The organism is Saliphagus sp. GCM10025317, from assembly GCF_042663665.1.
Classification (GTDB): Archaea; Halobacteriota; Halobacteria; order Halobacteriales; family Natrialbaceae; genus Natronosalvus.
In genome coordinates this window covers 1,702,272-1,729,219 of record NZ_JBHTAQ010000005.1, presented here as the reverse complement: position 1 = coordinate 1,729,219, position 26,948 = coordinate 1,702,272, and the positions used below count along the sequence as shown (strand labels likewise).

Below are 26,948 nucleotides of genomic sequence, written 5' to 3'. Positions count from 1 at the left end.
GAGCGTTCCCACCGTCGCTCACTGACGACGCCGAACTACCGCTCTCGCCACGCCTCGCGGAGAAGGCCGTACTGAATCATGTCGCGGTACGCGCCGTCGATAAACCGATCACGGCGGATCCGCCCTTCCTCCTCGAAGCCGAGGGACTCAAGCAGCCCTCGAGAGGCGTCGTTGAAGTCGAAGACACCGGCGCCGACGGCAGGGTGATCGTAGACCCGAAAGACGTAGTCAACGACGAGCGAGACGGCCTCGGAGCCATACCCCTGGCCGTGGTACGCTGGCGCGAGCCAGTAGCCCAGTTCCGGTCGTCGGTAGTGGGCGTCGCCGACGTAGACGACGCCGAGTCGCTCCACGTCGTCCTCGTCTGGTTGACCCGGCTGCCCGTCGTCGAGGCAGACGAGAAACTGGTCGCTGTCTTCGTCGTCGGTGGGGATTTCGACTTGCTCCTGATTCCAGAGGGGGTTGCCGATCGGATACCGGATCTCGGGGTTGGCGAACGCCCGCTGGAGAAACGGGACGTCCTCGCGTTCCACCGTCCGAAGCGTCACCCGTTCGTCGCTCGTGATGCGTGCACCCGGCATGCGTTGATGGATCGACGCCCCGGCAATAGGTCTTCTGGAGCCCCGAAGACCTGGCAGTGGGAACGAGCGATCAGCGCCCGTTCGTCGTGACCGGGGTCGGCTGCTCGAGAGTAATACTCTCATTAGAGATTTTAGACTCTGTTGAAATCCTCAGAATGTGATAGAAACGGTGTGCTGAATACTCAGCGTGAGTGTAGCACACGGTAACTCTCACCCACGGAGGGACTGACCGGGAGCATCATCGGTAGCCTGTCACTCAAAGGCGGATTGATATCATTTCGACCGGCATTGTGTACGGGAGATCTTCCCTCGCATCAACAACGTGCCCCGGACTCACGTGTACGAAGCAGCGGATCGACTGCACGAACTGGGGTTCGTCGACATTCAGCACACGACGCCGCGATACGGCGTCTGGACGGTCACCGGTCGAGAGGCAGTTTCGTCCCGCATTGACGAGTTCGTTGCCGAGGTCGGCGAGCAGATTGTCTACTTGACCGTCGACGAGTTGCTCACAGATGACCACCTCGAGGCGCTACGGGAGGCCGCCGGCCGAGGAGTCGAGATCTATCTGGCGGGCATCTCGGAGGCGGTCGAGGGGCGCGTTCGGGAGGAGGTGCCGTCGATCGAGCTGTTCGAAACTCTCTGAGAGTGGGATGAAACGCCCGCTGGGAGCCTGTTGATCACCGACGAAGAGACGGCGCTCGTGGGTGTGCTCATGAATGGGCAGCACGGACGACAGTGAGGTTGAGGAAACGGCGATCTGGGGCGCCGGCGAACGAAATAGCCTCGTGGTCATTTTTCGCGCCATCTTTACGTGGCAACCCGACACCGACCGATCGGAGTGAGGATACTCCGACGTTCACTCAGAAAATCATAGCTCTTTATGCTAATCCATAGCATGGGTCTTGTAATGAGCGCGGAAGACCGACCGGGGGACGAGTCATCGTCTGATTCGACCACCATCCACCTGCGAAGAACGTACGACTGGTTGGCCACGGCACCAAGTATAGCCGCGATTGAGGCACTCGCCCACCTCGAGAACGTTGACCCAACTGAACTCACAACGATTTTCGAGGCCACTCTACACGATTATGTCGACCCGGAAGCGCTCGATACACTTGTTCGAGACGGGAAATTGGGGTCTGCCACCGTTACCGTTACTATCGATCGGTATCAACTGCTGTTCGAGGGTAACGAACTGGTTGTCTTCGAAGTGAGCGGACCATCATCGGAGTAGCGCACCGACTGTTGATCAGTCAGTCTATTGAGGCTGTGTGAAATAAACGACGATGCTGTGCTACACTCATCCTCTGCATCTTGTACACCACTTCTGACAGCGTCTCGGTAGTTCACCGAATCTTTCCAAGATAGATAGCGCGAATGTCGCACGAAATATAACTCGACTTGCGAGGGCAGTGGTTGCTCAGTACAGGAGTTCTGTGTAACAGACTGCCGCAGGAATCGATAGTTCGCTACAACTCTGCAAGATACAAAGCACGTACTCGGCAATAGGTGGTCGGTCCAAACTATCCCCTCCTCGAAATTTGGGGATGAGACAGACCTACTACCTTCAAATGGCCGTTTTGCATCCACGAATACCTCCTGACTGCCGTTTTCAGGTGGTGGGTTGCCAACGCAGACAGAATAGTGAAGCGAACCCCTTGCTCCACTTCCAGATAGGGATCACAATGACGTCTCCTCAGCGACGACCAGACTCTTCGAGTCTGGCGGGAGTTCTCGATCGCATCCTCGACAAGGGCGTAGTCATCGACGTCTGGGCGCGGATCTCCATTGTCGGTCTCGAATTAACACCATCGAGGCCAGAGTCGTCATTGCGTCCATCGATACCTTCCTGCACTACACGAGGGAAATCGCGAAGCTCGAGCAGGCTACCGCCGGTGCCGAGCTCGAAGACATCGAGAAACCTAAAGTCGAGACTGGGCCGGAATCGTCACCCGAACCAGCAGCCGGCTAACACTCGAGACCCGAGGTCGTTCTTTCAAAAGCCGGTCATGGATGGTCGTCGAGATGAAACTCGAAACGGCGCTCGAGTACATCCCCAAGGAAGACCTTCACGAGGTCTTCGAACCCTTTCACTAATAGCGACCTTCCGAAACGAGCGTCAACAGAACGCGGAGCGGTCCATTAACAGTCAGTAACCAGCTTCCAACTCTCGACCGACATCGCAATCCATCGCCCAGACCATCCTCGGGTACGCAGACGATGTCCTCGTTCGCACCGGACTGAGGACTGACCTCCGTGGCCCTTGTGGACGATAGTTTCTACTTCACATAAACATGCGATCCTCAGGGAAGTCATAGCCTCCTGAGGGCCGTTCACCGCTTCCAAAGCGTTCCATCTGGTTGGCGAGTTCCTGATAGTACTGTTTGACCTCGTCAGCGCGGTGACGGAGTTCTTCTTCATCGATCGTAAACTCATAGATGCGCTGAAGCGCTTCGAGGAAGAGTAAGGCAGAATCGAAATCGGGCCCTGGCGGATGAGTCGGGGTGATAAGGGCGCCAGTTGGTGGTGCCTTACCGATGAGGTTTGAGGTTATCAACTCGGAGGCAATGCCATCGAGATAGCCTCCTTTGAGTGGTTTGATTTCAGTATCTTCCAGTTGTTTTGTTCGGTAGGGTGTAGACGCAACATAGAATACATCGTGTTCGTCGGGGCCGTGTGGAAATGGAACACCGTGAAGAACAGTGATCTCACTGATCCCAGCCGACGATGTCCATTCCAGGAGGGCTTCAACGAACGAATCTACTGCCCAGGTAGGGATGAACAGTTCGCCAACGAGTACCGACAGATCAAGATCTGGTAGGTCGTAGAGACGTAGTGGTAAGCGGGGTTCTCCTTCTTCAAAGGGAGTTATATCAGGGACATTGCGTGTCAGGATGTGACCTAACTCTGTAGAATTGTTATTCTTGATGAGATGGTCCACAGCGGTGAGTCCTGCTAGTCCAACTGTGGATACGCCTATGACAAGCGTCTCGCTGGGAGAGACATCTGTCGAGCTAGTGACCTTGAATGAAGGTTCAGAAGGCATATCAAACGTACACGGTCCATCATTATAATGCCGCCACCATTCAGATGGGGTAACGTCGAAGCTCGTGGAGAACCCAGCGCCTCGAGGACGGCGACGACGGCCACATGGAGTCCGTCCTGATAGATCCGACGCATACGGACCGCTGACAGTGTCACAAGGACGATCACGAGCAATACTTCTAGGATTCCGAATCTCACCCCTCCCGCTACGTGGTACTTCAGGTCGAACGACCGTCATTCGCTAGAATTGGGGTCGAATTGCTATTTCGGCGCCCCGTGGTTGACATCAGTTCTCACGCCGCTGATCCAGGACAGACGTCGTATCGCCGAACTCATAACTGAATTCACCGATTTAATCATAAAGCAGTAATCCTTATTCAGCCTACGGAGACTGTAGAATGTCAAAACCACAAGACGTTGAATCATACATTGCGAATCAGGACGAAGTAGCCAGTTCAACGCTCAAAGAACTACGTGAGATTATCCATTCGACCGTTCCAGAAGCGGAAGAAGGGATAAAGTACAACGTGCCATTCTATGAATTTCACGGTACTCACGTTGGGTTTACTGCATTCAAGAACCACGCTACCTTTGGCATTGGTGCAGATGCGTTTCGGAGTGAAGATCGCAAAGTGCTTGAAGAAAAAGGGTACAAAACTGGAAAAGAGACCATCCAAATCAGGTACGATCAAGCAGTGCCGACCGCAGAGCTACTGCAGCTTCTTGAACGGAAGGTAAAAGAAGCTACAAAAGCGCAGTAAGCAAAGCGTTGCCATCGAAGTTTCAGCGCCAATGATTTGGCTCTCGATGTCCATCTCTGCTAAATGGGACAAACAGGAATTCCCCTGGCTGAAGTGGCCCGGAATTGGCTCCGTCGTGAAAATAAAAAACTCTATCGAGACTTCAACTTTGAGCGGAAGGAAGCGGAGTGGGAGCTCGTTGGGGAACTACTTTGTCAGTGCCCGTTTCAGGCCGCATTCATTTGGCAACATCATATCACGTGGTATGCAGCGGAGCTGGATAAGACGGAATTTCTACGTCTCAGAGTAATTGACGGACCAGCAGACAGCTCGTGGCGAAAACTCTCGCCGGATAATACGATACGAGGGGCCGCAAAGCGCATCATCGAGTCGGAATTACCGGACACGTTCGAAGATATTGACGTAGCCCATATCAAGCGGCTCGCTGATAGCTTCGAAACGACGACGCACGAGGAACGATTAACACTCTTTCAACCTGATCCCGGTGAAGCGTCGATTGTCGTGGACGGGAACCACTATTCGACGGCGAAGGCGATTCATCAGATCCGAAGTGGCGCGTACGACCCACAACCAGTCTATCTCGGGGTTCGTCAAGACTGTACGATACACGACGATGGTTACTCGTAGCTGACGATTGAACGGAAGCCACCGTACGCCATGCGCTCCGGATCGAAGGGCATCTCCTCTTCGTAGTTGTCGGAGTCCATTGTAGGATCTTCCATCACCTTCGCGTTCACTTCGTCGCGGTGGTCCCGCGACTCGAAGACGATAAATGAAAACACGACCGTCTCGTCGTCCCCTGTGTCTGCGAGTTGTGGGAAGGTCACCATTGGCATGCCGTCCATGTCGGGCTCCATGTCGTCTCCGACCCCTTCGAAATACTCGAGAGCACCGTGTTCGATCCAGAGCTTTCCGGCCTCGCTGGCCATTTCACGGTATGCATCGAGCTGTTCGTTCGGGATCGGGATGACGAATCCATCGACGTATCGTTCCATGGCTTTCGTAAGGAGGACGTAAGAGGAGTTGAACTTTTTTGCACCGATCGAGAGTTATCTCAGGAACAAATCTTGCTCTGCTCCATACATTCTCTCTATTCAGCATAGCTCCACTAAACTATCACTGATTGAGAGTTTCGACGGCGCCAGGTTTTACTGAACCTCGCTAGCAGAGGTGCTCCACGATAGGATACGGTCATCACTGCTATGCAGTTCACGCAAATTTGGTGGGGCAACGATGGTGGTCGTAAGAGATACTCGTGTATGTATCACCTCGCCGGCCGGTACTTTTGGTGCGTGGTTCCGTATTCCCGCAAATGGAACAGACAATTCGGCTGGCAACGGAGGGAGATGCAGATGCTATTACAGCGATTTATACACCGTTCGTCGAGCAGACGCACATTTCATTTGAAACTCATCCCCCGACCGTCGAAGAGATGGCTCAACGCATCCGAAATACTGTGGAACGACTTCCGTGGCTGGTGTGTGAGTACGACGGCCAAATAACGGGTTACGCGTACGCGAGCACGCACAACGAACGCCCAGCGTACCAGTGGGCAGTCGATGTCTCCGTGTACGTGAACGAGGCCTGGCGACGGAAGGGAATTGCGAGCGCGCTCTACGATTCGCTCTTCGCGCTCCTGGATCGACAGGGATTGCGCAATGCGTACGCTGTAATCGCACTACCGAACCCTCGGAGCGTCACGTTTCACGAATCGCGTGGATTCGAAAAATCGGTGTATACCGCAACGTCGGATACAAGAACGGGAAGTGGCGTGATGTTGGCCACTGGGAATTACCACTTCAGTCCCTTGCGACACCCCCATCGCCACCGTCTCCTCTCGAGGACCTCCGAAACACCGACGGATACACCAGTGCACTCCTGACAGGTGAATCGTCGCTTCGGTCGTGATTTCTCCGTTTCAGCACACCTGCGACTCGAGCGAACTGATCCTCGATCACTGTTCATAGGCGATCCGTTCGACAGCACGTACCAGCCGATAGAAGAGGTAGACCACGAACACGGAGAGTCCGAGGGAGAGCAACGCGAAGAGCCCCCATACCCAGAGGAGAATCTTCGCAGTGATCACCGCGTAGGCGAAACTAACCAACACAATCGCTCCGAGGACGATGCCGTATCGGGCAGGAATACGCCGTCGATTGTGAATAGAGGACATGGAACCAAATCAACACTAACTGGTAAATCGGTTTCGGTCAACGAGTCGCACTCACAACCGTTTCTCCTTCCGATATCGGTCGCACTGGGCATCAAAAGGAGCAGACAGCACCGACGTCGACAGGTCTTGCACCAGTACACCGTGGGACGTGAGCGCTCGAGTATTCGACAGTCGAACGATGCACAGACCCGGCCATCGGTGTATAACCTCGCCGCATATTTCCGTCCGTCAACGTTTTCGCAAGTTATAGAACCGTCCCAGCGCAACCTCGTGTAATGAGCGAACGGAACATCAGGGTCGAACGGATCGACCGAAACGCAGTCGAGGACCAAGAAGTCGAAATCGTCGAGCGAAAGGGGATCGGTCACCCCGACTCGATTTGTGACGGAATCGCCGAGAGCGTCGGCAGCGCACTCGCCCGCGAATACCTCGACCGGGTCGGGAAGGTGCTTCACTTCAACACAGACGAGACCCAGCTGGTCGCTGGCGAGGCCGCCCCCGCCTTCGGCGGCGGCGAAGTCGTCGACCCCATCTACATTCTGATCGTCGGTCGCGCGACCAAACACTACGATGGACAGACCATCCCCACCGAGCGCATCGCGCTGACGGCCGCCCGCGAGTACCTCGAGGCCGAGATCCCCAAACTCACCTTCGGCGAGGACGTCGTCGTCGACGTGAAACTCGGTGAGGGGAGCGGCGATTTGCAGGACGTCTTCGGCGAGGACGAGGTGCAGGTACCGATGGCCAACGACACGAGCTTCGGCGTCGGTCACGCGCCGCTGTCGGAGACCGAAGAAATCGTCTACAACGCCGAGCAGCGACTCAACCGCGAGTTCGCCGCCGAGAACCCCTACCTCGGCTCAGACGTGAAGATCATGGGCAAGCGCGAGGGCGACAGCATCGACGTGACCGTCGCCGCGGCGATGATCGACGAGCACGTGCCCGACATGGACGCCTACGTCGACGCCGTCGCGTCGGTTCGCGAGTACGTCGTCGACGTCGCGAGCGAGTACACCGACCGCGACGTCTCGGTCTACGTCAACACCGCCGACGCCGTCGAGGCGGGGTCGATCTACCTGACCGTCACCGGTACCTCCGCCGAACAGGGTGACGACGGCTCCGTCGGTCGCGGCAACCGCGCGAACGGCCTCATCACCCCAAATCGGTCGATGTCGATGGAGGCCACGAGCGGGAAGAACCCGGTCAACCACATTGGCAAGATCTACAACCTCCTCTCAACGGACATCGCCGAGAATGTCGTGAGCGAAGTCGACGGCATCCGTGACCTCCGGGTTCGCCTCCTGAGCCAGATCGGGCGACCGATCGACGAACCTCACGTCGCCGACGTTCACGTCGTCACCGAGGACGACGTCGACCTCGAGACTGTCCGCCCTGAAATTGAGGCCATCGTCGACGACGGCCTCGCGAACGTGACGGACATCACTCAGCGCGTCATCGACGGCGAGCTGGATACGTTCTGAAGGCGCCTGGAAGCGCCTGAACGCATCCGAAAGGGCTACTTTTCATCAGCGTCGTCGAACTCCCGTTCGCCCCTCGAGTGCCGCCTTCGCAAGAACCAAACGGGCATCGACCGTGTCTCGAAACGAAACACCGAGTGTCTCGCCGTGCCGGACTCGAGCCCTGCCGAACCCAGCCCCCGCCGTGTCGTGTTCGCCGTCGTCGCGAGTACCTTCTTCGTCGGCTTCGGCGGCGGGGTCGTCTTCCCGATTTTGCCGAACCTCGGCGAGGTGCTCGGCATTTCGGCGGTCATGGTGGGACTCATTCTCTCGGCGAACCGCTGGACGCGGCTAGTGGCGAACGCGCCCGCAGGCGTGCTCATCGACCGGATCGGCACCCGCACGCCGTTCGTCGTCGGACTGGCGATCGAGGGCGTGGCCACCTTCGGCTACGTGCTCGCGATATACGCCTCGAGGCCCGACACGCTCCTCGGTTCTGCGATAGGCGTCGTCTCCTCGAGCCCAGAGGGCTGGTTCCTGCTCGCCAGGGTTCTCTGGGGGCTCGGAAGCGCGCTCGTGTTCGCGACGGCGTACACCATCACCGCGGACGTGAGCGAGGCCGATTCTCGGGGAACGAGCATGGGCATCGTCCGGGCAGGAATCACGTTCGGGTTTCCGGCGGGACTGGTCCTCGGCGGGGTCGCGAGCGAGGTGTACGGAAACTCGACGGCGTTCGTCCTCGCGGCGGCCTTCGCCGGGTTGGCGAGCATCATTGCCTACGCCGTGGTTCCGGAGACTCACGTCGAGGAACACGATTCGTCGGTGAGTCCACTCGACCTCGAGGTGACGGTGCCGGCGCTGACGGTCGGCTTCGTGAACTTCGGGCTCTACTTCGCCTACGTGGGTGTCCTGTTCTCGACGCTGGTGCTCTATCTCGGCGCCGAGTCGCTCACCATCTCGACGACACTCCTGGGTTTCGATGTCAACTTCGGGGAGCAGGGAACCTCGGGGATGCTCATGGCGATCACCGTGCTCATGGGTGCCATCTTCACCATCTCGGGCGGCGTCGCGAGCGACACCGTCGGTGCGCGAGTACCCGTGCTCGTGTCGTTCCTGGTGTTGAACGCGGTCGGCTTCCTGGTGTTGACCCTCGCAGGCTCGTTCGTCGCCGTGGTCGTCGGCTGTGCCCTCATCGGCGCGGGACAAGGGGGCGTGGGCGGCCCGTTAACGGCACTACTCGCCGATCTCACGCCCGAAGACCGAATGGGGCGGGCGATGGGGACGAACAACGTGCTGGGCGACGTCGGCGGTGGACTCGGTCCCCTGGTGTCCCTCCCGCTGGCGAGGACCGTCGGTTTCGAGGTGATGTACGCCGCCAGCGCAGGAATCGCCCTCCTCGCGGGACTCCTCTTGGTCGTCGGCATCTACGCTCACACGGGGAGCGTCAGTCCGTCTGTCGAGGAATCGATTATCTAAACAACGTCTCGAGCGGTTCGAACCAGACCGCGGCGACCAGGACGGCGAGAAAGACGTACGACCCCCGGATGAGGAGCATCGTCGCCAGTTTCGGCTCCGCGCGTCGGGCGACGACGGCGACCGCGCCGAACGCGAGCACGGCGAGGACACTCGAGGGAGGGAACACGCGGGCAACGGCCAGGCCGGTGACGACGAGCAGTCCTGCGACCATCAGTCCGTAGGCGACGGTGTAGGCCCGCTCCGGGCCGACGACGACGGCGACGGTTCGCTTGCGGATCGAGCGGTCGTAGTCGTAGTCCGTGGTGTCGTCGATCACCTTGATTCCCGACAGTAAGACGAGAAAGACGATCGCGAAGCCGAGCGCGAGGAGGCTGATCGCCGTCGCCTGCGCGTAGTATCCGCCGAGAACGCTCAGGGCGATTCCCAGCGGATAGCCGGTCGTCGCCGTGAGCGGGTTCGTGTCGAGTTGCGGCGCGTGGTGGTAGGCGACGAGCCACGTCGGAACGGTGAGCGCTGCGGCGACCCAGTTTACGACGACGAACAGGTAGAGACAGCACGCGGCGAACAGGATCGACGACGCCAGGAGACCGACACGACAGCCAGCAACGGTGAGCGGGTGGTCGTCGTCCTCGCCCCGAACGTGGAAGTCGACGTAGCCGTCTTTGAGGTGAGCCGTGTAGACCGCCGCGAACATCGCGAGGACGTGTACGCTCGCGACGCCGGGATCGATCCCTCGCGCGAGGATCGCACCGAATAGCGACGCGGCGAGCGGCGGCAGCATGAACACCGGATGCACCTGTGACCAGTACGCCCGAGCGCCCGCTCCGAGTCCGGACCCGCGTCTGGCGAGTGCCATAGTTCCCCAGACGTTCGCCCGAAACATAATACCGGAGGGGTGTTTCGAATCGCGAGAACACGACCGCTGGACACGTCCGTAGCGACATCGGTCCAATCCAGAGTAGCTACCCTCTCTGTCGCGAAGCGGATCGATTCCTGTCGAAGTTACGAGACTGACGACGCCGCCGGAGTATAGCTATCGGTCGCTTTCATCTCGTGTGCAAGCACATAACATATATACTGGTAGTGGCCTGTGTTATACTATCCCTCTCACGGGACATTCACACACAATGACGACACGACGATCACTCTTGCAGGGACTGGGTGCACTGGGCGCAACGATGACGTTTACCGGACTCGCGAGTGCGAGCGACGGACAGGCGCGCTACCTCGCCAGGACAACGGGTGATGCGGCCGATACCGTCTCGGCCGCCGGATTCGACGTTCGGTCTACGCTCGCGAACGGCCGCGTGCTCCTCGCGACTGGGCCGGCAGACGCGACCGACGACCTCGAATCCGTCAGCGGCGTCTCGTTCGCACTGCGCGACCTCGCGTTCGAACTCGAGACGCCCGCCCTCGTCAAAATGGCGGACACGGAAAACAGCACGGCGGTCGATCAGGTCTACGACCAGTACCTCTGGGACAAACAGGTACAACAGGTCAGGGAGGCCCACGAACACGCGACTGGCGCTGGGCGGACCGTCGCGATCATCGACACCGGCGTCGACGATACGCATCCCGATCTCACCGTCGACACCGAACGGAGCGTGTCGATCATCGAGGGGCAGGTCGGCGACCACACGGGCGACGTCGGGTATCACGGCACGCACGTGGCCGGGACGACGGCCGCCAACGGCAGCGTCGGTATGCTCGGTACTGCGCCCGACGCGACTATCGTCTCGATTCGCGTCTTCGGCACCGAGGGTGGGGCCACCTTCGGTGACATCCTGGCTGGCATGGAGTACGCTGCCGGAGTTGGGGCGGACGCAGCAAACATGAGCATCGGAACGTCGCCCATCCCGCCGGCGGCAAACGCCGACCAGTATCGACGAGTCATGGAACCGATCGCCCAGTCGGTCACGAGCGCCGGAACCTTACTCGTCGGCTCTGCGGGCAACTCCGACGCGAACCTCCAGCAGGCCGGCCTCTTCACGCTCCCCAATAGCCTCTCTGGAGTGCTCTCGGTGAGCGCGACGGCGCCGAACGACGAGCGCGCGTTCTACTCGAACTACGGGTCGAACGAGATCGCCGTCGGCGCGCCTGGCGGCGGGTACGAAACCGAGGAGAAGACCGTCAGCGAAGACCCTGACGAGGTCGAGTGGCCGTACCCCACAAACCTCGTGTACTCGACCGTTCCCGGTGGCTACGGCTGGGCCGCCGGCACCTCCATGGCTGCCCCGCAGGTCACCGGCCTCGCCGGACTCGTGCGCGAACTCGCGCCCGGCAGCAACACTCGGCGAGTCTGGGACGCGATCGCCCAGGGCGCCGAGGGAACGGACGGCCGAAGCGATCCCGAGTTCGGGGCCGGTCGGACGAACGCGTTAAAAACGGTCGAACGCCTCTAGGCATATAGAGCCGATCCGCCTCGATCACTTTTCTCCGCGTTCGAGCCAGCAACCAGGGAACCGACGGTCCAGAACAGCCACGTTGCTGGCGTTCGTACGTGAACCGATGACTGACCCGGACTCCCTCGAGGCTCGCTTCCGTCGCCTCCACGACCACCTCGAGGCCACGGCCGAACTCCCGATAGATCGCCGGACGAACCGCTGGCTGGGCGAAGCCGAGGCTGTGGCCCGCGACGCCACGGAGAACGACCTGGACGAGGCGACGGCTCGAAAGCGAGTTCGACAGATCGCACACTTGCTCGCGGAAGCGGACTCGCCCGAACACGAGCGGGCGAAGATGCATCTCGAATCCGCCCGGGAACTTTGTACGGCGATTCTGGGTGGCTCGAGTGATGCTTCAGGGTGAACAGTATCACCGACTGCATCGTACTGGCCTCATTACTTCAAAAAATGCATCAATTCGATACTGATTCTATAGTTACGTATTGACGCTGGTCAGGTCATCTATCAGCCGAAGGGATCTGCCCGCCCTCCCGATCTATTTCGCTTATTTCACCCACCCCACCTATTGTGGCTATTCTACCTATTGTGCCCCGCCAACTACCGGGCTAGTTCCGCTGTACGTACCGAGCTTACCGCACAGCTTCGGTCGCTTCCTGGATGATCTCGAGAGCCTCCTCGAGTTCGTCCATGCTGGTCGCGTAGGACAATCGGGCGTAGCCCGCGCCGTTTTCGCCGAAGGCGTCACCGGGGACGACGACGACGCCGCGGGAGAGCACCTCGTCACACCAGCCCTCGGGAACCCTCGGCATCGCGTAGAACGCTCCGTTCGGGGTCGGGACCTCGAGTCCGGCCGCTTCGAGGCCCTCGACGACGACATCGCGGCGCTCCTCGAAGGCCGCGACCATCTCGTCGACGGGATCCTGGGGACCCGTGAGGGCGGCCTCGGCGGCGTACTGAGCGGGCGCGGAGGCGCAGGCCTGGCAGTACTGGTGGACCCGAAGCATGCGCTCGATCCGGCGGTTCGAACCGACGACCCAGCCCAGCCGCCAGCCGGTCATCGAGTAGGTCTTCGAGCACGCGCTGACGACGACGACGTTGTCGGTGCTCGCGAACTCCATCGGAGAGCGGTGCTCGCCGTCGAAGACGATGTGCTCGTAGACCTCGTCGGAGATGCAGAGCACGTCGTATTCGTCGGCGATGCGGGCGAACTCGCGCATATCGGTTTCGCTCTGGACGGCCCCCGTCGGGTTGCCGGGACTGTTGACGACGAAGGCGGCCGTGTCGTCGGTGATCGCGTCCTCGACGGCGGCGGGGTCGAGCGTGAGGTCCTCGCGCAGGTCGACCGGCTTCGGCGTTCCGCTCGCGAGTCGGGTCAGGGCGTCGTAGGCGACGAATCCAGGGTCCGGGAAGATGACCTCCTGGCCGGGGTCGACGTGAGCCTCGAGCGCGAGGTGGAGCGCCTCGCTGCCGCCCGCAGTGACGATGGCGTCGCCCGGGTCGACGCCGAGGCCGTAGTCGCGGTCGTACTTCGCGGAGATGGCCTCGCGCAACTCGAGGGTTCCCTTGTTGGAGGTGTAGGCGTCGGCCTTCCCGGCTTCGATGGCGTCGACGGCCGCCCGACGAGCGTGCTCGGGGGTCGGGAAGTCCGGCTGTCCGATGCCGAGGTTGATCGCGTCCTCGCCCGCTGCCTCGAACACTTTGCGGATTCCGCTGATCGACACCGCTTCCACCCGGCTGGAAAATGCCGTCATACCAGAACGCGCGTGGCCCACCCCGATAACTGTTGATACGTTCGCTCGACGCTCCCTCGAGTCGATCACGGATATTTATCGCCTTTCCGACTGGTAGCCAGAACGCATATACCTCCGCTGTGACTTTTTCAGGTAATGATCAACCGGAGATCGGTCCTGGCTGGCGCCGGTACCGGGGTGCTCGCGGCGACCGCCGGCTGTCTCGACTTTCTACTGGGGAACGAACCACTCGAGTACACCGCCGAACCGGTGCTCCCCACCGAGGCGACGCTCGAGTCGACGGGCTACGCCGAGTACCAATCGGGCTGGCAACGCGTGACCGAGGAGGCCGCCGGCCGAGAAATCGTCGCGTCGGCCTGGTCGGTCGCGTACACGAACGAGGTGACGATCCAGGAGCAGAGTCGGGACGCCGCCGTCTTCGCCGCCGTTTCCATGCCGAAGATGTCGGTCGGAGGGAAGGCGATGAACCCGCTCGCCGACATGGATACCGACGAACTGCTCGAGGAACTCGGCGGCGAACTCGAGAGCGAGTTCGACGGACTCGCCGACCCGCAACCGACGGGCGAGTCGTTTGCCCTCGGTATTCTGGGCGCGAACCGGACCGTCGACGAGTTCGCCTCCGAAGCTCAGTTCGAAGACGAACACCTCGAGATTACCCTCTGGGTCACGAAATTCACCCACGACGACGACCTGATCGTGCTGATCGGTGGCTTCCCGACGCAACTGCCCGACGAAGGCGTCTACATCGAGGACCTGATGCGGTCCGTCGAACACCCGACGTCTCGAGACGTTCCCGCACCGTCTCTCGAGTAGCGACGGCAGGCCGAAACGCGGTACGAAACGAAAATTGAGCCGTGGCGGTACTCTGTACCCGATACTCAGTAGAACTCGCGAACGAGGTCCATGGCGTTCTCGGGCGCGCCATCCGGAATCTCCGCCATGTTCTCGGTGACCCCGTGTCGCTCGTGGTAGGGAATCGAGTTCTCGTTCTGGTACATCACACCTTGGTACTCCTTATCGGCGTCGAGGATGACCCCCTTGGCCGCCTCGTAATCGTGACGGTCGTGGTCCTCCTCCTTCAGGTCGACGAGCGAGTCCCGGAAGTAGTCGTAGGTGTCGACGTCGTTGAACGTCACGCAGGGGCTGAACACGTTGACGAAGCCGAAGCCGTCGTGTTCGATGGCCTCCTCGATGATCTCGGCGTGGCGAATCGCGTCCGAGGCGAACGACTGGGCGATGAACGTCGCTCCCGAGGCGAGCGCGAGCGCGAGGGGATTGACTGGCGGCTGCTGGGACCCTTCGGGCGTCGTCGACGTCTCGAAGTCCGAGCGTGAGGTCGGCGAGGCCTGTCCCTTCGTCAACCCGTAGATGCGGTTGTCCATGACGACGTAGGTCATGTCGACGTTTCGCCGGGTGGCGTGGACGAAGTGACCGGCACCAATCGAGTAGCCGTCGCCGTCGCCGCCGGCGGCCATGACCTCGATGTCGGGGCGGGCCATCTTCACGCCTGTCGCGACGGGCAGGGCCCGGCCGTGGACGCCGTGGATGGCGTAGCTGTGCATGTAGGTCCCGATCTTTCCCGAACAGCCGATGCCGGCTACCAGGAAGGTGTTGTCGGGATCGTTACCCGTGTTCGCGAGGGCCTTCATCATGCCGTTCATCGTCCCGAAGTCGCCACAGCCGGGACACCAGGTCGGTTGCTTGTCGGATTTGAAGTCGGTGAATCGTACCTCAGAGCTCATTGTGCTGGCACCTCCTCTTTCAGTTTCGCGGTAATTTCCTCGGCGAGTTCATCCGCCTTGAACCGCACGCCGGTGTACTTGTTGATGCGTTTGACCCGCTGGAGCGTGTCGTGCTCGAGCACGTCGGCGAACTGGCCGGTCGCGTTACACTCGACGACGATGACGTCGTCGGCGGCCTCGAACTCCTCGTTGAGGTCAGGTCGCGGGAAGAGGTAGGGAACCGAGATGACCCGGACCGGGACGTCCTCGTCCTCGAGCAGGGCGACGGCTTCCCGGAGCGCGCCTTCGTTGGAGCCCCAGGAGACGACGAGGTCGTCGGCGTCTTCGTCGCCGAACTCGCGGTAATCCCACTCTTCTTCGGCCTTCGCGGTCTCGACCTTGCGATTGCGCTTGTCGACCTGCTCGACGCGGACCTCGGTGTCCTCGGTTCGCCGCCCGAGTTCGTCGTGCTCGAGACCCGTGCTCATGTGCGCGCCGTCGGTCATCCCGGGAATCGCGCGCGGACTGATGCCGTCCTCGGTGGCGGCGTGGGCGCGGAAGTGGCCCTGGTCGTCGAGCCACTCGGCGACCTGGTCGTCCTCGAGCAAGTTTCCGCGGTCGATTTCGACGGCGTCCATGTCGAACGTCTCAGGGGAGAACGTCTGTTCGGTGACCGCCAGCGCGAGGTCGGCGACGACGTAGACGGGCGTCTGGTACTTCTCGGCGTAGTTGAACGCCTCGACGGTCTTCCAGAAGCACTCGTCGATGGTCGTCGGGGCGACGACGAAGCGCGGAATCTCGCCGTGGCCGCCGTAGAGGGTCATGTTGAGGTCGCCCTGTTCCTGCTTGGTCGGCATCCCCGTCGAGGGGCCCGAGCGCATCACGTCGACGATGACCAGCGGCGTCTCGCTGGTCGCCACGAGGCCGAACGTCTCGGCCATCAGGTCGATGCCGGGGCCGGAGGTTGCGGTCATCGACCGGGCGCCGCCGCGGGCCGCGCCGAGGGCCATGTTGATCGCCGAGAGTTCGTCCTCGGCCTGGACGACGTGGCCACCGTACTGTTCGATTCGCCCGATCAGGTACTCCATCACGTTCGTCGCGGGCGTGATCGGGTAGCCGGCGTAGAAGCGACACCCGGCGGCGAGCGCGCCCATTCCGATGGCCTCGTCGCCGTTGAGCAGGACGTAATCCTCGTCGGTCGTCTCGAGGGCGTAGCCCAGATCCAGGTCGTAGTTCTCCTGGACGTAGTCCCGTCCCTTGCGGGCGGCGTCTTTGTTGTTGTCGACGATCTTCGATCCCTTCCCGCCGAAGCGCTTCTCGAGCGCCTCGTCGAGGTAGGCGACGTCGAAGCCCGTGAGTTCGCAGGCGGCCCCGAGGGCGACGACGTTGAGCATGATCGCGCCGCCGGCCTCCTCGGCCAGCGATTTGAGCGGTACGTCGACGGCGGTGATTTCGTCCGGAATCTCGGCGTCCCAGGAGCGTTCGCCGTCGTAGATGACGGCGCTTCCTTCGTGGAGTTCGTCGAGGTTCTCGTCGATGGTTCGCTGGGTGAGCGCGACGAGAATGTCGAGCCGATCGACGACACTCTGGACGCGGTCCGTGGAGGTGCGTATCTTGTAGGCGGTGTAGCCGCCCCGGATTCGCGATGCGAAATCCTTCGACGTAAAGACGTGTCGTCCGGCCCTGGAGAGTGCCTGGGCGAAGATCTTCCCGGTGGAGTCGATGCCGTCCCCGGCCTCGCCTCCGATAGCCCAGTTCAAGTCCTCGGTCATGTCGTAGCGAACCTTGCCTCTAGCCCGTCAAAAGACTTCTGAAACCCCACCCGAAACCGCGCTCGAGAGGAGCCCTTACACCAATCGTAGTGAATGTTTTGTCGGCCGTCCGTTTTCTCGAGTCGGCGCGGTCGAACCAAAGGACGGGTTACTGCTCGGCGTCGTCGAGGTCGTCGTCTGAGGCGACTTCGCCGCCGAGTTCGATCGCATCGTCGGTTTCGTCGGGCGTCTCGTCTGCAGAATCGCCCGTATCGCCATCGTCGTTCTCGTCGCCTGCATCGTCGTCGTTGCCCGCATCGTCTACGTCGCTCCTATCGTTCTCGAGGTCGCCGTCCTCGTCCAACGATGCGTCAGTTTCCCCCGATTCGTCGTCGATTGCTGGCTCTCCCTCCTCACTGGTTTCGTCGGCGTCGCTGCCGTCACTGCCGCCAGTGTCATCACCGCCATCACTGTCGCTGCCGGTGGATTCGTCGTCAGAACTGCCATCGTCGTCGGCGTCCGCATCTGCGTCGTCCGCATCAGCACCTGCGTCCTCGAGGTCCTCACTCTCGAGTTCGCCGTTGCTCACCGTCACCTGGGCATTCTGGATCACTTTCTCGCCCATCTCGTAGCCGGGCGTGAACACCTCGGCGATCGTCCCCTCTGGCTGGTCGCTGTCGATTTGCACCATGACCTCGTGACGCTGGGGGTCGACCTCGGTTCCCGGTTCGGGATCGATCTCCTCGACGTTCTCCTCGGCCAGGACGCGGTCGAACTCTCGAAGCGTCATCTCGACGCCCTCCCGCAGCGTCTCGACGTCGCCGCTCTCCTCCGAAAGTGCTCGCTTGAGGTTGTCGCGGACGCCGACGAGTCGCCCGACGAGGTCCTCGGTCGCGCGCTCTTTGAGCTGTTCCTGGCGCTTTTTCGCCCGTTTCTTGTAGTTCTGGAAGTCCGCCTGGGTCCGTTTGACGTGGCCCTTGAGGTCCTCGATCTGTTGCTCGTGCTCCTCGATCGTTGCCTCGCGGTCGGCGAGTTCCTCCTCGCGCTCCTCGAGTTGGTCCTGGAGGTCGCCGATGGTTTCGGCCTGGGCCTCGACGCGCTCGCTCAGGTCCTCGAGTTCCTCGCGCTGGTCGGTGACGGTCCCGTTCAGGTCGCGGGCCATCTCGACGATGGAGGTGACGTCGCGGGCGATTTCGTCGTCGTAGCCCCGCAGCGTCTCGAGCAGGTCGCGGATCTCGTCGCTAGTCTGTGGAACTGCGTCCCCGTTTTCGGGAGTCATCTCCGCCGATTCTGCGGGTTCCGCAGCCTCTGTGAGTTCTCCAGTATCCCCCGCCGAATCCGACACCCCCTCGTTCTCGTCCTCCCCGGCAGGCGAGTCCTTGACGTTCTCGTCACGGTCCTTCGGACGCTCGTTGTCAGCGTCGGCGTCCGAACCATCACCATCGGTTTCGGTATCGGTCCCCGGTTCGGCGTCGCCTTCCGCAGGCACGCCCTGGGCTGTGGGGGTTGCGCCCTCGTCTTCGCTCATGTCCCAGACAAGGCACAGCGGTAATAAAAGGGTTGAGGTATGCGTTCTCGTTTCCACTCTCTGGACTGGAGGTCGACGACTCGAGTCACCGAAGCCGTCGTGAACGAACACGGGAATTATGTACTCGTCGTCCCGACCTGTCGGTAGTCGATGTCCCCCGCTCGCTCCCCGTCGTCGATCCGTCTCCGGTACGAGGACGGGACGATCCGGATCGAGGCGCCCGAGGCCAGAGCCGAGGCGCTCCTCGAAGACGCCTCACTGGCCACCGTCGAACTCGAGTTCGACCCGCGTTCGGACACTCTTCGTACGGAAGCCGTCAATTACGCCTGGCTCCGTGCGGCGCTCGCCCGACGCGGCGAGTCGGTCGAGGACGCGGTCCTCGCGGCGACTACCAGTATGCCTGAGGGCCTCGCCTCCGAGTACGAACTTCGATCCTACCAGCGGACGGCCCTCGAGCGCTGGCTCGAGACGGACCGCTGGGAGGGCCTGTCCTTCGCCGACGGTGGCCCGTCCCACCCGGCGCCCGCGGGCGTCCTCGAGTTGCCGACCGGCAGCGGGAAGACCGTCATCGCCATCGAGGCCATCGAGCGCCTCGCGGTCCCGACGCTGGTCGTCGTCCCGACGATCGACCTGCTCGAGCAATGGGCGACGGAACTCGAGGCGGAGTTCGACGTCCCCGTCGGCCGGTTCGGCGGCGGCGAGCAGCAATTCGAGGCGCTGACCGTCTCGACGTACGACTCGGCGTACCTGAAAGCCGACGCGGTCGGGGACCGGTTTGGATTCGTCGTCTTCGACGAGGTCCACCACCTCGGCGGCGAGGGCTACCGCCAGATTGCCCGGCTACTGGCCGCACCGGCCAGGCTGGGACTGACCGCGACGTTCGAGCGACCCGACGACGCCCACGAGGTGATCGAAGACCTCGTCGGTCCCGTCGTTCACCGACTCTCGCCCGACGACCTCGCGGGCGAACACCTGGCGCCCTACGACGTCAAGCGCCGGGAGATCGAACTCACGGAGCGCGAGCGCGAGGCCTACGAGCGCCACCAGGGAACCTTCACCGACTACCTCGCGCGCTCGAACATCCGGATGCAGTCGGGTTCGGACTACCAGGAACTCGTCAAGCGCTCGGGGAGCGACCCGGCCGCGCGGGAGGCGCTCCTGGCCCGACAGCGCGCCCGCGAGATTATGCTCGGCGCCGAGGGGAAGATCGAGGCCCTCGCCGAGGTGCTCGAGACGCACCGCGGCGAGCGGACGATCGTCTTCACGGCATACAACGACCTCGCCTACGAGGTCGGCGAGCGATTTTTGATTCCGGTGATCACCCACCAGACGGGAACCGCCGAGCGACGCGAGATCCTCGAGCGCTTTCGCGACGGGATCTACTCCCGCGTGGTGACCTCGAACGTCCTGGACGAGGGGGTCGACGTGCCCGACGCCTCGGTCGCAGTCGTGCTCTCGGGGAGCGGAAGCGAGCGGGAGTTCACCCAGCGCCTGGGTCGAATCCTGCGCCCGAAGGACGACGGCGGGCGGGCGATCCTCTACGAACTCGTGGCCGCCGAGACGAGCGAGGAGTCGATTGCCGATCGGCGGCGGTGAACTCGGGTCAGTTGTCTCCGGGCTGTCGTCCGCGTCGGCCTCGTCACTCGGTGAACCCCACAGCGTTATCACGGTCTCATCCTACCTCTCGCATATGCCGCAATCGACGCTCTTTCACCTCCATTTCAACACTCCGTCCGTCGGCGAAGCCGAAAGCCGCCTCGAGCGGGCCGGTCTCCCACTCAATCAGCGATTCGGGAGCGTCCGGGGCGAGGGCGTTTCCCTCGGGCCGACCGACGAAATTCCCGAAGGGTTTCGATTCAAACTCCAGGTCCACCAGCGAGGCGGCGTGAACGTTACACTCGCCCCCGGCCGTCGTCCGCACTTCGACCACCTCGGTCTGATCGTGCCCGATTTCGAGGCGGCGCTTGAGCGCGCGGAATCTCGGGGTTGGTCGGTCCGTCGAAACGAACGACGAACGTTCGTGATGACGCCGTGGGAGTTTCGCGTCGAAGTCCACCCACCGGACGGTGAGGGAGTAGCGGAACTGGGCGACGTTTCCGAATGTCGGCTCGAGGAGACGGTTCTCCGTCTTCTCGAGGCAGATGCGGCACGAGCGGCCCTTGCCGACGTGTTCGGGGATATCCCAGCGCTTCGAATCGAACCTGGTGAGAGCACGTGGGTGGAGACGTTCGTCCTGGCAACGAGTCGAACGTCCAGGAAAGTGGCCGCTGACGAACTCCTCGGCGCGTAGGATCCCGCATCGACCGAAGCGACTGTGGCCAGTTCTCACTGCTGGATGGGGGCGCCGGGTTACTCGCGTGGTTCGTCCTCGAGAAATCGGTCGCGAACTGTCTGCGCGACGTCCGCGCCGTAGTGATCGACCAGCGGCTGAAGCGCCGACCCGAACGCCCGCATGCACTGACGGGAGGAGTGAAACTCGAGGTCTGCCGCCACGTCGTCCCAGGTGTGAGCCTGGAGGACGCGCCGGACGAGTAACTGTTCCTGACGCGTGGTGAGCGCGTCCTCGAGTTCTGGCGGGTGCTCGATCAGCGCCCTCGCGACCAGTCGCCTGAACGGCCCGGGATCGACGTCGTAGAGGCCAGGGCCGTACGCCGCGCCGGCGACGATCCGCCACTCGTGGGGCGATAGCTCGAGCGGGAGCCCGTACTCGGTCCCGACCGATCTGGTAACGGCCCGAACCACGTCAGGATCGAGGTCGTGCAGGGTGTCGGAGAGCACTCTCGGCAAGCGCCTGGCGAAGCGAGTCGCGTGGCGCTCGAGCAGGGCCTCCCCCGCCCCGGTCATCGGTGAGAGCATGATTGCCGAGTACTCTCCGCTCGTGTCGTTGCGAGTCGTCGAGAGGTGGACCGTCCGGTAGCCGTTCGCCCGCCAGAACGAGACGAGGTTGGGCGTCGCACCGAAGCCGGTGCCGAGCCAGTCGACCGCCCCGTCGAACTCCTCCTGGATGCGCTCCAGGAGGTGTGAGCCGAGCCCCCGCTCGCGCCGCGCGTGGTGGGTCGCGATCCGAACCACGCGAACCCCGGCGTACTCGCCTGCCGACTCGTCGCGCACGTGACTCGTCAGTATGTCCGGGATCATGTTCCCGCGGATGCGCCCGCCCTCGTACATCCGTTCTCGATCCGCTGCCGAGAGATTCCCCTCCCGTGCCAGCAGGGCAACGCTGACGACGTGACCGTCGTGGAGCAAGGCCCGCGTCTCGAGGTTCGGCGCGTCGAGCAGTCGGGCGAGGTCGTTCGGCTCGGTTCGGTAGTGGGCGAGCACGAGCAGGCCGACGACCTCCCGGAGGAGCGACTCGTCTTCGAGGAGGGCATCGGGCTCGAGGCGGCGATACTCGACCGACTCCGGGGTCGCCTCCTCGAGCAACGGGGCGACCGGTGGACTGGCGTCGAGCAACAGCGCTCGAAACGACCAGACCTCGAGCGGGTCGCCGGCGGCGTACCGGATCGGCTCCTGCAGGGCGTACTCGAAGACGTCGTGGTCGCTCGCCTCGAGCCGATCTCGAAAGCGAACGGAGAATCCGCGTCCGGCCCCCTCGTAGCCGTGGATCGTCGTCGCGAACGCGATTCGATCGGCGGCCAGCAGCGACTCGAGTACCGTCACCGAGAGGGCGGCGGCCTCGTCGACCAGTACGACGTCGGTGGTTTCGATGCGGGAGACGGCCTCGAGCGGCGGGGCATACTCGACGGTTCCGCCGTCGACGGTCCACAGTACCTGACTGGTCGCCCCTGGGTCGCTCTCGAGGTCGTCCCGGGCGGCGAGCAACTCGCTCGCCCGGGCGAAGGCTTCGGCCGCGTTTGCCCAGGCGGGCGCGGTAACCAGCACGTGATCGCCCGCGGCGGCGAAACAGCCGGCTGCCAGCCCGACCGCGCTCGACTTGCCGCGGCCGCGGTCGGCCTCGAGGACGACGGCGTTCTCGGGAGAGCGAAGGCGCTCGAGGGTCTCGAGCGCCGTTCGCTGGTCGTCGGTGTAACAGGCGTCGTATGCGTCCCGAGGGAACGCTCGAGTCTCCTTGACGCCGTCTGCAGCATCCGTTTCGAAGGTGAGGACATCGGGAACTTCTCGCGTCTGGAGGGGGTCCCCGCGACGAGCCAGACGGGGAGCCGGGTGCGTCAGCCCGTCATCCTCGAGGCGGTCGTCGTCGACGTCCGCGATAGCGATCCCGCGGTGGACGCGAAGTGTCTCGACGAGCCGCGCTCGAAAGCGTCCGGTCACGTCCTCGAGTTCGAACGGGGGAACGGCCATCGATCGCTCGAACGAACCTCGTCGATCGGGCCACTCATCGAGCGGTGGCGTCAGCAGGATCAAGAGTCCTCCGGCGTCGATCGTTCCCACGAGTTTCCCCAGCGAGTTCGGCTCGAGGGTGTCGTGAGCGTCGAGGATCACGACGTCCCGCGTGGTGCCCAGGAGCGCCCCGGCTTCGGACTGGGTCCGGTGTTCACAGCGCAGCCGATCCTCGGGGCCGACCAGCGTCGTCCGCGAAATCGGGACGTCGAGGGACTCGAGGACCGTCGCCAGAATCTCGTACCCCCGCTCGCGGTCGCCCGCGAGCACCAGGCCGCGACGCTCGTCGACCGAGGCGGCCTCCTCGCGGAGGGCTCGAGCGTGCGCGGCGACGTTCATGTGGGCTCATCGGACAGGTGGTCGTAAGTTACTGTCGGCTGGCACTCGCCCGCGAGTTACTGTCGACTGACTCTCATTCACGTTCCCGCCTGACGAGTGGTCGTCGATCGCGAAGGCGACCGTGAGCCGTCGGCCAGCCTTCCTCCCGTGCAACGGTTTCCCACGCCTCCGTTCGTTTGAACACGCTTTTAAGGGGGGCACCGTTACTGGCAAGTACACCCTACGCGGGGTTGATGATACTCCTAGCCTCACAGGACTTTCGCCGGACGACCCGGCCCGGGCCCAGCCCCGGACGGCAGGGGAGTGCGAGCCCGCGCGTAGGAGAGGTGAACAACCAATGGCAGTCTACGTAACCACAGAAATCCCAGCCGACCTCGCCGACGACGCCCTCGAGGCGCTCGAGGTCGCTCGAGACACAGGCAGTGTAAAGAAAGGAACCAACGAAACGACCAAGGCCATCGAGCGCGGCAACGCCGAGCTCGTCTACGTCGCCGAGGACGTCTCGCCAGAGGAGATCGTGATGCACCTCCCCGAACTTGCCGACGAGAAGGGCATCCCGGTCGTCTTCGTCGAGACCCAGGACGACGTCGGTCACGCCGCCGGCCTCGAGGTCGGCTCGGCGGCCGCGGCGATCGTCGACGCCGGCGAGGCGTCGAGCGACGTCGAAGACATCGCCGGAAAGGTCGAGGACCTCGACTGAGGTGACCACAGATGAGTGCTGAAGAAGCAGAAAACGGGTCAACGCCCGCCGAGGTCATCGAGATCGTCGGCAAGACCGGCATGCACGGCGAAGCCATGCAGGTAAAGTGCCGGATCAAGGAGGGCGAGAACCAGGGACGCATCATCACCCGAAACTGCCTCGGACCGGTCCGCGAGGGGGACATCCTCCAGCTACGTGAGACCGCCCGCGAGGCCGACTCCATCGGAGGACAATAATGGTCGAGAAGCGAACCTGCGACTACACGGGCGAAGAGATCGAGCCCGGCACGGGCATCATGTACGTTCGCACCGACGGTACCGTGCTCCACTTCGTCGACTCGAAGGCGGAGAAAAACTACAAGCTCGGTCGCGAACCGCGCGACCTCGAGTGGACCGAGGAAGGCCGTCGCGGCAAGGGTCCAACTCAGGTCGACACGTCGGTGGACGAGTCTACGGAGCCGGACCAGGAGGCTGAAGCCGAAGAAGACGAGGATTTCGTCGAGGAGGACGAAGACGAAGACGAAGGCGGAGCTGACGAGGACACCGAACCCGCCGACGACGAAGCGGAAGCCGAGGAGGAGGAGACCGTCGAAGGTGAGGCGGAAGCCGAGGACGACTCCGAAACGGACGAGGAGGCCGAAGAGGAATCCGAATCCGAGGCCGAGGCCGAGGGGGAAGCCGAAGCCGAAGAAGGTGAAGAAGCGTGAGTGATCACGAACGCACCTTCGTCATGGTCAAACCCGACGCCTTCGCCCGCGGACTCGTGGGCGAAGTCGTCTCTCGACTCGAGGACCGCGGCCTCAAACTCGTCGGCATCAAAGTGATCAACATGCCCGAAGAGCGGGCCAGAGAGCACTACGCCGAGCACGAGGACAAGCCGTTCTTCGACGGTCTGATCGAGTTCATCACCGGGGGACCCGTCGTCCCGATGGTCTGGGAAGGCCAGGACGCCACGCGTCAGGTCCGACAGATGATCGGCGCGACCGATCCGCTCGAAGCTGCCCCCGGAACCATCCGCGGCGACTACGCACTGGACCTCGGTCGGAACGTCGTTCACGCGGCAGATCACGAGGACGAAGGCGCGAACGAGCGCGAAATCGCGATCCACTTCGACGAGGACGAACTGATCGACTACGACCAGCACGACGCGTCCTGGCTCTACGAATAACTCGAGGCGGGTATCGGACCCCTCTCCGGTATCTGGCCCGAGAGTAGACCAGCGTCGAACGGAACGACCCGCGCGACGACCAGCGAATTTTTGCTATCTCGACCGAATGTAAGAAGAAATACAGGTACGTATTCGGATAGACGTAACATCTAATGTGCACCCACCAGTATAAGTGGGTGGTGGTTTCGAATGTTAAGTTACGGTAGGTGGTTTGTAAATGAGTAACAGGGAGAAGGGATCCACGGCTCGAGCATGTTATACGACGCCCTCACTGGACCTGGTTTTTGAACTGCTCGCGAGCCGTCGTCGTCGCCAGGCGCTCTATTACCTGTCCGAGCAATCGGACGGCGTCGCGTCGGTCGACGAGATCGCCGACTACGTACATACCAACGACGGCCGGAGCGACTGTTCGGCGGACGGACGGTCCGAGATTACCGCGGGACTCAGACACGTTCACCTTCCAAAACTCGAGGATGCTGGCGTGATCGACCACGACCCGCGGAGCCAGACGGTCAGGTACTGGTCCCAGCCGTCACTCGAGGAGTGGCTCGAGCACGCCTACCACAAGGAGTCGATTCAATAGTTCCGCTCTCGACGGCGATACGTCGGAGATGGTGACGGTCAGCGAAGCCGATAGATTGTGGGGTGTGATAGCGTTTCCCTCCTCAATGTTTAACAGGTCAGCGGTCGATTGCCCAACCGGTGTTCACCAATGACTGACCACGAACTGCCACCACTGCCGTACGACTACGACGCACTCGAGCCATCCATCTCCGAACAGGTCGTAACCTGGCACCACGACACCCACCATCAGGGGTACGTCAACGGCCTGAACTCGGCCGAGGAGGAACTGGCACAGAACCGCGAGGACGGCGACTTCGATTCGACGCCGGCAGCGCTGGAGAACGTCACGCACAACGGCTGTGGACACTACCTCCACACGCTGTTCTGGGAGAACATGTCCCCGAACGGCGGCGGCGAACCCGAGGGTGACCTCGCCGACCGCATCGAGGAGGACTTCGGCTCCTACGAGGCCTGGGAGGGCGAGTTCAAGGCCGCTGCGGGCGCCGCCGGCGGCTGGGCGCTTCTGGTCTACGACCCAGTCGCGAAGCAGCTCCGCAACCTCAAAGTCGATCGGCATGACCTCCACGCGCTCTGGGGCGCTCACCCCATCCTCGCGCTGGACGTCTGGGAACACTCGTACTACTACGACTACGGCCCGGACCGTGGAAGCTTCATCGACAGCTTCTTCGACGTCGTCAACTGGGACTCCGTCGCCGAGGAGTACCAGACGTGTCTCGACCACTTCGAGTAAGCGACGACTCCGTACATCATCGCACTTTTTTGGCACCGACAGCGAGCGAGTAGCGACGCGCGTGAAGGGACGCGCTTAGAGCGACTCGCCTCGAGCGACGAACGTCGAAACCCACACCGTTTAGCCGCGAGGCCCGTTAGTCGAGGTATGCCCGTTCCAAAGGACGAATTCGACACCTTGCCGCCGTGTGACTTCTACACGCCCGAGGAACTCCTCGAGGACGACCAGATGTACAGCGTCTACGAAATTGCCCGGCTCTTGCAGGGGCTGGATCCGAACGCGGAAATCGACCGCGAGACGGAGGACATCCTCCTCGACTGGGCGATTCCGTGGATCATGACCAACGCAGAGGACCTGGTGGTGGGCGAACCGCGAACCGACGACGAACCGGGCTACTACGGCCTCAAATCCTGAACATCGAGGAGACCAGCGAG

Annotated in this window: 29 protein-coding genes and 1 pseudogene; 20 read left to right on the top strand and 10 right to left on the bottom strand. The window is 62.2% G+C overall.

Annotated elements, in window-relative coordinates; genetic code table 11:
• Positions 1-35: 35 nt before the first annotated feature.
• Positions 36-581 carry a GNAT family N-acetyltransferase gene (locus ACFQS4_RS10445; RefSeq protein ID WP_497901451.1) on the bottom strand — a complete coding sequence of 182 codons (546 nt, stop codon included), beginning with the start codon at positions 579-581 and terminating at the stop codon, positions 36-38.
• 337 nt (positions 582-918) lie between these two features.
• Between ACFQS4_RS10445 and ACFQS4_RS10440 the strand changes: the two genes are divergently transcribed.
• The 3 genes and pseudogenes from ACFQS4_RS10440 (at position 919) to gvpA (ending at position 2,556) form a co-directional block, all read left to right on the top strand.
• On the top strand, positions 919-1,227 hold the full coding sequence (locus ACFQS4_RS10440; RefSeq protein WP_497901450.1) for a hypothetical protein: 309 nt from the start codon (positions 919-921) through the stop codon (positions 1,225-1,227).
• Positions 1,228-1,491: 264 nt separating this feature from the next.
• Complete coding sequence (locus ACFQS4_RS10435; RefSeq protein ID WP_497901449.1) at positions 1,492-1,818, top strand: HalOD1 output domain-containing protein; 327 nt, start codon at positions 1,492-1,494, stop codon at positions 1,816-1,818.
• A 451-nt stretch (positions 1,819-2,269) separates the two neighbouring features.
• Positions 2,270-2,556: pseudogene (gene gvpA / locus ACFQS4_RS10430) on the top strand (gas vesicle protein GvpA).
• A gap of 312 nt (positions 2,557-2,868) precedes the next feature.
• Here gvpA and ACFQS4_RS10425 read toward each other — a convergent pair.
• The gene (locus ACFQS4_RS10425; protein WP_497901448.1) at positions 2,869-3,630 is read right to left on the bottom strand and encodes a proteasome assembly chaperone family protein; all 762 of its coding nucleotides are present in this window, start codon (positions 3,628-3,630) and stop codon (positions 2,869-2,871) included.
• 397 nt (positions 3,631-4,027) lie between these two features.
• Between ACFQS4_RS10425 and ACFQS4_RS10420 the strand changes: the two genes are divergently transcribed.
• Positions 4,028-4,390, top strand: coding sequence for an iron chaperone (locus tag ACFQS4_RS10420; protein WP_497901447.1), 363 nt, complete (start codon positions 4,028-4,030; stop codon positions 4,388-4,390).
• Positions 4,391-4,453: 63 nt separating this feature from the next.
• Entirely contained in the window at positions 4,454-5,017 is a 564-nt protein-coding gene (locus tag ACFQS4_RS10415) for a hypothetical protein (RefSeq protein ID WP_497901446.1), read from the top strand.
• Here ACFQS4_RS10415 and ACFQS4_RS10410 read toward each other — a convergent pair.
• The gene (locus ACFQS4_RS10410; RefSeq protein ID WP_497901445.1) at positions 5,008-5,385 is read right to left on the bottom strand and encodes a DUF1428 domain-containing protein; all 378 of its coding nucleotides are present in this window, start codon (positions 5,383-5,385) and stop codon (positions 5,008-5,010) included. The two genes, ACFQS4_RS10415 and ACFQS4_RS10410, sit on opposite strands and share 10 nt — an antisense overlap.
• A 317-nt stretch (positions 5,386-5,702) precedes the next feature.
• Here ACFQS4_RS10410 and ACFQS4_RS10405 point away from each other — a divergent pair, with 317 nt between their 5' ends.
• Positions 5,703-6,272: a GNAT family N-acetyltransferase gene (locus ACFQS4_RS10405; RefSeq protein ID WP_497901444.1), complete on the top strand. Its 570-nt coding sequence runs from the start codon at positions 5,703-5,705 to the stop codon at positions 6,270-6,272.
• Positions 6,273-6,344: 72 nt separating this feature from the next.
• On the opposite strand, the gene ACFQS4_RS10400 is transcribed toward ACFQS4_RS10405, so the two are convergent.
• A complete protein-coding gene (locus tag ACFQS4_RS10400; RefSeq protein ID WP_497901443.1) occupies positions 6,345-6,563 on the bottom strand; it encodes a DUF8066 domain-containing protein in 219 nt (72 codons plus the stop codon).
• Between the two features lie 275 nt (positions 6,564-6,838).
• Between ACFQS4_RS10400 and ACFQS4_RS10395 the strand changes: the two genes are divergently transcribed.
• Positions 6,839-8,044: a methionine adenosyltransferase gene (locus ACFQS4_RS10395; protein ID WP_497901442.1), complete on the top strand. Its 1,206-nt coding sequence runs from the start codon at positions 6,839-6,841 to the stop codon at positions 8,042-8,044.
• 144 nt (positions 8,045-8,188) lie between these two features.
• A complete protein-coding gene (locus ACFQS4_RS10390) occupies positions 8,189-9,496 on the top strand; it encodes an MFS transporter (RefSeq protein ID WP_497901441.1) in 1,308 nt (435 codons plus the stop codon).
• Here the strand turns inward: ACFQS4_RS10390 and ACFQS4_RS10385 are convergent.
• Complete coding sequence (locus tag ACFQS4_RS10385) at positions 9,489-10,352, bottom strand: UbiA family prenyltransferase (RefSeq protein WP_497901440.1); 864 nt, start codon at positions 10,350-10,352, stop codon at positions 9,489-9,491. The two genes, ACFQS4_RS10390 and ACFQS4_RS10385, sit on opposite strands and share 8 nt — an antisense overlap.
• A 271-nt stretch (positions 10,353-10,623) precedes the next feature.
• Here ACFQS4_RS10385 and ACFQS4_RS10380 point away from each other — a divergent pair, with 271 nt between their 5' ends.
• Both ACFQS4_RS10380 and ACFQS4_RS10375 read left to right on the top strand, forming a co-directional pair.
• Positions 10,624-11,898 carry a S8 family peptidase gene (locus ACFQS4_RS10380; protein WP_497901439.1) on the top strand — a complete coding sequence of 425 codons (1,275 nt, stop codon included), beginning with the start codon at positions 10,624-10,626 and terminating at the stop codon, positions 11,896-11,898.
• A 106-nt stretch (positions 11,899-12,004) separates the two neighbouring features.
• Positions 12,005-12,304 (top strand): DUF8152 family protein, encoded by a 300-nt coding sequence (locus ACFQS4_RS10375; RefSeq protein ID WP_497901438.1) that lies wholly within the window; start codon positions 12,005-12,007, stop codon positions 12,302-12,304.
• A gap of 226 nt (positions 12,305-12,530) precedes the next feature.
• Here ACFQS4_RS10375 and ACFQS4_RS10370 read toward each other — a convergent pair whose 3' ends face one another.
• Complete coding sequence (locus ACFQS4_RS10370; RefSeq protein ID WP_497901437.1) at positions 12,531-13,652, bottom strand: pyridoxal phosphate-dependent aminotransferase; 1,122 nt, start codon at positions 13,650-13,652, stop codon at positions 12,531-12,533.
• Positions 13,653-13,787: 135 nt separating this feature from the next.
• Between ACFQS4_RS10370 and ACFQS4_RS10365 the strand changes: the two genes are divergently transcribed.
• Positions 13,788-14,465, top strand: a complete 678-nt coding sequence (locus ACFQS4_RS10365) for a DUF6517 family protein (RefSeq protein ID WP_497901436.1) — start codon at positions 13,788-13,790, stop codon at positions 14,463-14,465.
• Between the two features lie 65 nt (positions 14,466-14,530).
• Here the strand turns inward: ACFQS4_RS10365 and ACFQS4_RS10360 are convergent, their stop codons facing one another.
• The 3 genes from ACFQS4_RS10360 to ACFQS4_RS10350 all read right to left on the bottom strand — a co-directional run bounded on the left by ACFQS4_RS10360 (position 14,531) and on the right by ACFQS4_RS10350 (position 18,652).
• Entirely contained in the window at positions 14,531-15,394 is an 864-nt protein-coding gene (locus ACFQS4_RS10360) for a 2-oxoacid:ferredoxin oxidoreductase subunit beta (RefSeq protein ID WP_497901435.1), read from the bottom strand.
• The gene (locus ACFQS4_RS10355) at positions 15,391-17,145 is read right to left on the bottom strand and encodes a 2-oxoacid:acceptor oxidoreductase subunit alpha (RefSeq protein ID WP_497901434.1); all 1,755 of its coding nucleotides are present in this window, start codon (positions 17,143-17,145) and stop codon (positions 15,391-15,393) included. Before ACFQS4_RS10355 ends, ACFQS4_RS10360 begins: the two co-directional genes overlap by 4 nt.
• A gap of 148 nt (positions 17,146-17,293) precedes the next feature.
• Positions 17,294-18,652: a nucleotide exchange factor GrpE gene (locus tag ACFQS4_RS10350; protein WP_497901433.1), complete on the bottom strand. Its 1,359-nt coding sequence runs from the start codon at positions 18,650-18,652 to the stop codon at positions 17,294-17,296.
• A 150-nt stretch (positions 18,653-18,802) separates the two neighbouring features.
• On the opposite strand from ACFQS4_RS10350, the gene ACFQS4_RS10345 reads away from it, so the two are divergent.
• Together ACFQS4_RS10345 and ACFQS4_RS10340 are read left to right on the top strand one after the other, a co-directional pair.
• Positions 18,803-20,248: a DEAD/DEAH box helicase gene (locus ACFQS4_RS10345; RefSeq protein WP_497901432.1), complete on the top strand. Its 1,446-nt coding sequence runs from the start codon at positions 18,803-18,805 to the stop codon at positions 20,246-20,248.
• 94 nt (positions 20,249-20,342) lie between these two features.
• On the top strand, positions 20,343-20,942 hold the full coding sequence (locus tag ACFQS4_RS10340; protein WP_497901431.1) for a VOC family protein: 600 nt from the start codon (positions 20,343-20,345) through the stop codon (positions 20,940-20,942).
• Positions 20,943-21,001: 59 nt separating this feature from the next.
• Here the strand turns inward: ACFQS4_RS10340 and tmcA are convergent, their stop codons facing one another.
• Entirely contained in the window at positions 21,002-23,332 is a 2,331-nt protein-coding gene (gene tmcA, locus ACFQS4_RS10335; protein WP_497901430.1) for a tRNA(Met) cytidine acetyltransferase TmcA, read from the bottom strand.
• A 337-nt stretch (positions 23,333-23,669) separates the two neighbouring features.
• On the opposite strand from tmcA, the gene rpl7ae reads away from it, so the two are divergent.
• From rpl7ae to ACFQS4_RS10300, 7 genes are all read left to right on the top strand, one after another.
• Positions 23,670-24,032, top strand: coding sequence for a 50S ribosomal protein L7Ae (gene rpl7ae / locus ACFQS4_RS10330; protein ID WP_497901429.1), 363 nt, complete (start codon positions 23,670-23,672; stop codon positions 24,030-24,032).
• An 11-nt stretch (positions 24,033-24,043) separates the two neighbouring features.
• The gene (locus ACFQS4_RS10325) at positions 24,044-24,268 is read left to right on the top strand and encodes a 30S ribosomal protein S28e (RefSeq protein WP_253435051.1); all 225 of its coding nucleotides are present in this window, start codon (positions 24,044-24,046) and stop codon (positions 24,266-24,268) included.
• The gene (locus tag ACFQS4_RS10320; RefSeq protein WP_497901428.1) at positions 24,268-24,738 is read left to right on the top strand and encodes a 50S ribosomal protein L24e; all 471 of its coding nucleotides are present in this window, start codon (positions 24,268-24,270) and stop codon (positions 24,736-24,738) included. Before ACFQS4_RS10325 ends, ACFQS4_RS10320 begins: the two co-directional genes overlap by 1 nt.
• A complete protein-coding gene (gene ndk, locus ACFQS4_RS10315; RefSeq protein WP_497901427.1) occupies positions 24,735-25,199 on the top strand; it encodes a nucleoside-diphosphate kinase in 465 nt (154 codons plus the stop codon). Before ACFQS4_RS10320 ends, ndk begins: the two co-directional genes overlap by 4 nt.
• Before the next feature lie 217 nt (positions 25,200-25,416).
• Positions 25,417-25,782: a winged helix-turn-helix domain-containing protein gene (locus ACFQS4_RS10310; RefSeq protein ID WP_497901426.1), complete on the top strand. Its 366-nt coding sequence runs from the start codon at positions 25,417-25,419 to the stop codon at positions 25,780-25,782.
• 129 nt (positions 25,783-25,911) lie between these two features.
• Positions 25,912-26,514 carry a superoxide dismutase [Mn] gene (sod, locus tag ACFQS4_RS10305; protein WP_497901425.1) on the top strand — a complete coding sequence of 201 codons (603 nt, stop codon included), beginning with the start codon at positions 25,912-25,914 and terminating at the stop codon, positions 26,512-26,514.
• Between the two features lie 147 nt (positions 26,515-26,661).
• Positions 26,662-26,928: a DUF5827 family protein gene (locus ACFQS4_RS10300; RefSeq protein WP_497901424.1), complete on the top strand. Its 267-nt coding sequence runs from the start codon at positions 26,662-26,664 to the stop codon at positions 26,926-26,928.
• Positions 26,929-26,948: the final 20 nt, after the last annotated feature.

What these genes read in the sequence shown, in the direction of transcription:
- ACFQS4_RS10445 (WP_497901451.1), bottom strand. Translation starts at nt 581, where the DNA reads ATGCCGGGTGCACGCATCACGAGCGACGAACGGGTGACGCTTCGGACG.
- sod (WP_497901425.1), top strand. Translation starts at nt 25,912, where the DNA reads ATGACTGACCACGAACTGCCACCACTGCCGTACGACTACGACGCACTC.
- ACFQS4_RS10380 (WP_497901439.1), top strand. Translation starts at nt 10,624, where the DNA reads ATGACGACACGACGATCACTCTTGCAGGGACTGGGTGCACTGGGCGCA.
- ACFQS4_RS10325 (WP_253435051.1), top strand. Translation starts at nt 24,044, where the DNA reads ATGAGTGCTGAAGAAGCAGAAAACGGGTCAACGCCCGCCGAGGTCATC.
- ACFQS4_RS10420 (WP_497901447.1), top strand. Translation starts at nt 4,028, where the DNA reads ATGTCAAAACCACAAGACGTTGAATCATACATTGCGAATCAGGACGAA.
- ACFQS4_RS10410 (WP_497901445.1), bottom strand. Translation starts at nt 5,385, where the DNA reads ATGGAACGATACGTCGATGGATTCGTCATCCCGATCCCGAACGAACAG.
- ACFQS4_RS10360 (WP_497901435.1), bottom strand. Translation starts at nt 15,394, where the DNA reads ATGAGCTCTGAGGTACGATTCACCGACTTCAAATCCGACAAGCAACCG.
- ACFQS4_RS10355 (WP_497901434.1), bottom strand. Translation starts at nt 17,145, where the DNA reads ATGACCGAGGACTTGAACTGGGCTATCGGAGGCGAGGCCGGGGACGGC.
- ACFQS4_RS10320 (WP_497901428.1), top strand. Translation starts at nt 24,268, where the DNA reads ATGGTCGAGAAGCGAACCTGCGACTACACGGGCGAAGAGATCGAGCCC.
- ACFQS4_RS10345 (WP_497901432.1), top strand. Translation starts at nt 18,803, where the DNA reads ATGTCCCCCGCTCGCTCCCCGTCGTCGATCCGTCTCCGGTACGAGGAC.
- ACFQS4_RS10425 (WP_497901448.1), bottom strand. Translation starts at nt 3,630, where the DNA reads ATGCCTTCTGAACCTTCATTCAAGGTCACTAGCTCGACAGATGTCTCT.
- rpl7ae (WP_497901429.1), top strand. Translation starts at nt 23,670, where the DNA reads ATGGCAGTCTACGTAACCACAGAAATCCCAGCCGACCTCGCCGACGAC.
- ACFQS4_RS10405 (WP_497901444.1), top strand. Translation starts at nt 5,703, where the DNA reads ATGGAACAGACAATTCGGCTGGCAACGGAGGGAGATGCAGATGCTATT.
- ACFQS4_RS10415 (WP_497901446.1), top strand. Translation starts at nt 4,454, where the DNA reads ATGGGACAAACAGGAATTCCCCTGGCTGAAGTGGCCCGGAATTGGCTC.
- ACFQS4_RS10365 (WP_497901436.1), top strand. Translation starts at nt 13,788, where the DNA reads ATGATCAACCGGAGATCGGTCCTGGCTGGCGCCGGTACCGGGGTGCTC.
- tmcA (WP_497901430.1), bottom strand. Translation starts at nt 23,332, where the DNA reads ATGAACGTCGCCGCGCACGCTCGAGCCCTCCGCGAGGAGGCCGCCTCG.
- ACFQS4_RS10400 (WP_497901443.1), bottom strand. Translation starts at nt 6,563, where the DNA reads ATGTCCTCTATTCACAATCGACGGCGTATTCCTGCCCGATACGGCATC.
- ACFQS4_RS10385 (WP_497901440.1), bottom strand. Translation starts at nt 10,352, where the DNA reads ATGGCACTCGCCAGACGCGGGTCCGGACTCGGAGCGGGCGCTCGGGCG.
- ACFQS4_RS10395 (WP_497901442.1), top strand. Translation starts at nt 6,839, where the DNA reads ATGAGCGAACGGAACATCAGGGTCGAACGGATCGACCGAAACGCAGTC.
- ACFQS4_RS10375 (WP_497901438.1), top strand. Translation starts at nt 12,005, where the DNA reads ATGACTGACCCGGACTCCCTCGAGGCTCGCTTCCGTCGCCTCCACGAC.
- ACFQS4_RS10370 (WP_497901437.1), bottom strand. Translation starts at nt 13,652, where the DNA reads ATGACGGCATTTTCCAGCCGGGTGGAAGCGGTGTCGATCAGCGGAATC.
- ACFQS4_RS10350 (WP_497901433.1), bottom strand. Translation starts at nt 18,652, where the DNA reads ATGAGCGAAGACGAGGGCGCAACCCCCACAGCCCAGGGCGTGCCTGCG.
- ACFQS4_RS10310 (WP_497901426.1), top strand. Translation starts at nt 25,417, where the DNA reads ATGAGTAACAGGGAGAAGGGATCCACGGCTCGAGCATGTTATACGACG.
- ACFQS4_RS10340 (WP_497901431.1), top strand. Translation starts at nt 20,343, where the DNA reads ATGCCGCAATCGACGCTCTTTCACCTCCATTTCAACACTCCGTCCGTC.
- ACFQS4_RS10435 (WP_497901449.1), top strand. Translation starts at nt 1,492, where the DNA reads ATGAGCGCGGAAGACCGACCGGGGGACGAGTCATCGTCTGATTCGACC.
- ACFQS4_RS10300 (WP_497901424.1), top strand. Translation starts at nt 26,662, where the DNA reads ATGCCCGTTCCAAAGGACGAATTCGACACCTTGCCGCCGTGTGACTTC.